The 3,508-nt window shown below is 68.5% G+C and carries 3 protein-coding genes and 1 pseudogene; all 4 read right to left on the reverse strand.

Annotated features, from left to right (window positions below; all coding sequences use genetic code 11):
• A pseudogene (locus tag NHF53_RS09970) lies at positions 1–569 on the reverse strand (precorrin-3B C(17)-methyltransferase); the annotation flags it as partial.
• The gene (cobI, locus tag NHF53_RS09975) at positions 566–1,309 is read right to left on the reverse strand and encodes a precorrin-2 C(20)-methyltransferase (protein ID WP_252834050.1); all 744 of its coding nucleotides are present in this window, start codon (positions 1,307–1,309) and stop codon (positions 566–568) included. The pseudogene NHF53_RS09970 and the gene cobI, both read right to left, overlap by 4 nt.
• Positions 1,310–1,550: 241 nt before the next feature.
• Positions 1,551–2,780, reverse strand: a complete 1,230-nt coding sequence (cbiE, locus tag NHF53_RS09980) for a precorrin-6y C5,15-methyltransferase (decarboxylating) subunit CbiE (protein ID WP_252834051.1) — start codon at positions 2,778–2,780, stop codon at positions 1,551–1,553.
• Entirely contained in the window at positions 2,773–3,417 is a 645-nt protein-coding gene (locus tag NHF53_RS09985) for a precorrin-8X methylmutase (RefSeq protein WP_252834052.1), read from the reverse strand. The genes cbiE and NHF53_RS09985 overlap by 8 nt, the downstream gene beginning before the upstream one ends.
• Positions 3,418–3,508 lie beyond the last annotated feature (91 nt).

Below are 3,508 nucleotides of genomic sequence, written 5' to 3' on the forward strand. Positions count from 1 at the left end.
ACGATCTCCCCCCTTGAGGGGGAGATGTCGCGAAGCGACAGAGGGGGGTGTCCCGCTACTTCAGCGAATATTTGCGCCCTCGCCCCGGCCACCAGCTCGGCCATCACGGCCTTGGCGTTCGCCGGATTGGCGAGCACGAAGCCCGCCGGCGGATCGTCGAGCGCCACGCCGAATCGAAGGTCGCCGGCGGTGGTCACGGCCGCATGGGCATCGAGCGCGCCGGCGATCGTCCGCGCCAGATCGTTGGCGCCGTGATGGCCGCCGAGGAGCGGCACGACCGAGGCACCGTCCTCGGAGACGCAGAGCACCGGCGGCTCGGCCTGCTTGTCGGAGAGAAACGGTGCAAGAAGACGGATGACGGCACCCGAGGCCATGACCGCGACGATCGGCCGGCCTTCGGCGAAGAGCCCAGCCAGATGCGCCTTCACATCGTCGAACAGGCGATCGGCGGACGCGACGCGCGCGCTGGCGCCGTGCAGATCGCCCCCGATTGCGAGCGCGATGCGCCGGCCGAGATCGAGGGCCTTGTCCGACAGGATGACGACGGCCGGTTTGTTCAGTTCGCTCATGAGGGCATTCCGTTTGAGGTGCGCGGCGAGAGGCCGGCATTCCAGCCCTCCCCGCCCTTGTAGATCAGGATCATCGAAAAATACGGAGCCACGTCCTCGCCGACTTCGGCGAGCGGCAGGACGCGCTGTTCGGCAAGGCTCACACGCTCGACGTAACCGGCGGCGGCTTCGAGCCCCATGGCGCGGATCAGCGCCCGGATGCGGGAAAAGTGTCGGCCGACCTTGATGATCGCCACGGCACCCGCCGCCTCGATGCGGGCACGCATGGTCTCGTCGTCGAGCGGGCCCGGCACGATGCTCAGCACGTCGTTTCGCGCGGCGAGCGGCCGGCCAAGCGCTGCCGCCGCCGCCATCATCGAGGAGACGCCCGGTACGATCTCGGTCGGGAAGCGACCGGCAAGGCGCTCGAAGAGATACATGAACGAGCCGAAGAAGAAGGGGTCGCCCTCACAGAGGACTGCAACATCCTGCCCGGCCTCGAGACGGCCGGCAATCGCTTCCGCCGCCTCGTCGTAGATCTCCTGCGCCGGGAAGCGCTCGACGCGCATCGGCACGACGATCGGAATTTCCACCTGTGTTCCCGGAAGGTGCGGAGCGGCAATCTGGCGGGCGAAGCTCGGCCCTGTATCGGGTGCCGGATAGGCGATCACCGGGACCGAGGTCAGAATGCGGTGCGCCTTCAGCGTCAGGAGTTCGGGATCGCCGGGGCCGAGGCCGAGGCCGTAGAGCTTGCCGGTCATGAGGACTGCCCCCTGCTCGTCGGAAAAATACCCCCTCTGGCCTGCCGGCCATCTCCCCCACAAGGGGGGAGACCGGCAAGCGGCACTGCTCGCAGCTTCAAAGGATCACGGGTTAACGCCAAGAAGGCAATGTCCGTGCGAAGCGAGCGGCGGGCGCGCAGCACGTTGGCGGCGCGGGTCTCTCCCCCCTTGTGGGGGAGATGGCCGGCAGGCCAGAGGGGGCATTGAAAAGCGAACCGCATCACGCGCTCTCCCCCTTCGTCACCGACCAGATGGTCACCGGCATCAGCGGCTTCCAGCCGCAATAGCGCCCGACCGGCGCGCCGCGCGACACCGAGATGCGGATGAGTTCGCCGCCGTGAAGGCCCCTGAGATCCGCAAGTCTCGCCTCGCCCTCGATCGTCACCGCATTGGCGACCAGCCGCCCGCCGAGTTTCAATGCCGCCCAGCAATCCTCGAAGACGCCGGCATGGGTCAAACCGCCGCCGATGAAGATCCGATCCGGCGCATCGAGCCCTTCGAGCCCTTCCGGCGCCGGCGCCTCGACCACCTGCAGGTCCGGAACGCCGAGCGTCTCGGCATTGGTGCGGATCCTCGTCACCCGCTCCGCCCGTGCCTCGACTGCCACCGCCTGAGTACCCATGCCGCAGCGCAGCCACTCGACAGCAATCGAACCGCAACCGGCGCCGACGTCCCAGAGCAGCGCATTCGGAAAGGGCGCGAGCAGCGAGAGCGTCGCCGCCCTCACCTCGCGTTTCGTCAGCTGGCCGTCATGCACGAAGGCCTCGTCCGGAAGACCGGGCACCGGCGCGAGAAGCGGTCCGTCGGCCGCGCAATCGATCGCCAGCGTGTTGAATTCCGAAATCGCCGGCGCCTCCACCGCGAAAGCCGCGGCGCTCATCGCCGTGATCCGCTCCGCAGGTCCGCCCATGTGGTCGAGCACGGTGATCACTGAGGCGCCGAAGCCGCGGCGGGTGAGAAGGTCCGCCGCCTCGCGCACTGTTTCCGCCCCCGAGGTCAGCGCAAGGATGCGCGCGCCCGGCAGCAGGTGCCGGTTGAGATGCGAAAGCGGCCGCCCGTGCAGCGAGATCTGCGCCACCGACTGCAGCGGCCAGCCGAGCCGGGCGGCGGCGAGAGAAAAGGCCGATGGCGACGGCAGCACGGCCATCTCGTCCGCCGACACGTAGCGTCGCAGCGTCGCCCCGATGCCGAAATGCATGGGATCGCCGGTTGCAAGCACCGTCACCGGCGTACCGCGCAGCTTCAGCACCTCCTGCAGAGTTTCACGAAAGCCGCCGCTCCAGTTGAGCACACGCTTCAGCCCCGGCAGGTGACCGCCTTCGAGCACGCCGTCGAGCCGCTCGCCGAGCACGATGGTCTCGGCCTGCCAGAGCAGCGCCTGCGCCTCGGGCGTCAGGCTTGCGAGGCCGTTGTCGCCGACGCCGATGATGGTGAGCCAGCGCCTAGTCATTGGTGCCCAATCCTCCGGCGAGCGCGTTGACGGCGGCTGATGCCATGGCCGAACCGCCACGGCGGCCTCTGACGGCGATGAACGGCACGCCGCGCGGATCAGCAATCAGCGCCTCCTTGCTCTCCGCGGCACCGACGAAACCGACCGGAAAGCCGAGGATAACGGCCGGCTTCGGCGCGCCGGCATCCAGCCGTTCGAGAAGCCGGAAGAGCGCCGTCGGGGCATTGCCGATCGCCACCACCGCGCCGCCGAGCCGCTCGCCCCAGAGATCGACCTGCGCGGCCGAGCGGGTATTGCCGATTTCGGCCGCCTTCGGGCGCACGCGCTCGTCGGCGATGAGGCATATCACCTCGTTTCCGGCCGGCAACAGCCGGCGGATGATGCCGTGGCGAACCATCTCGGCATCGCAGAGGATCGGCGCACCGCCGGCGAGTGCCGCAGCACCGGCCTCGAAGGCGCCGTCCGAAAAGGCGATGTCGCCAGCGAGATCGACCATGCCGCAGGCATGAATCAACCTGACAGCCAGCGCTTCCATGCCGTTGGAAAACCGCGACAAATCGGCCTCCCGCCGGATCGTCTCGAAGGACCGGCGGTAGATCTCTGCGGGATTGCGGATGTAGTCGAGCGGAGTGGTCAATAGATGCCCCCCTCTGCCCTGCCGGGCATCTCCCCCTCAAGGGGGGAGATCGACCTGCCGCAACGTCTCGCTCCCGCCGCAATGGCACGTG

This window comes from Ciceribacter sp. RN22 (assembly GCF_024054295.1).
Lineage (GTDB): Bacteria > Pseudomonadota > Alphaproteobacteria > Rhizobiales > Rhizobiaceae > Allorhizobium > Allorhizobium lividum.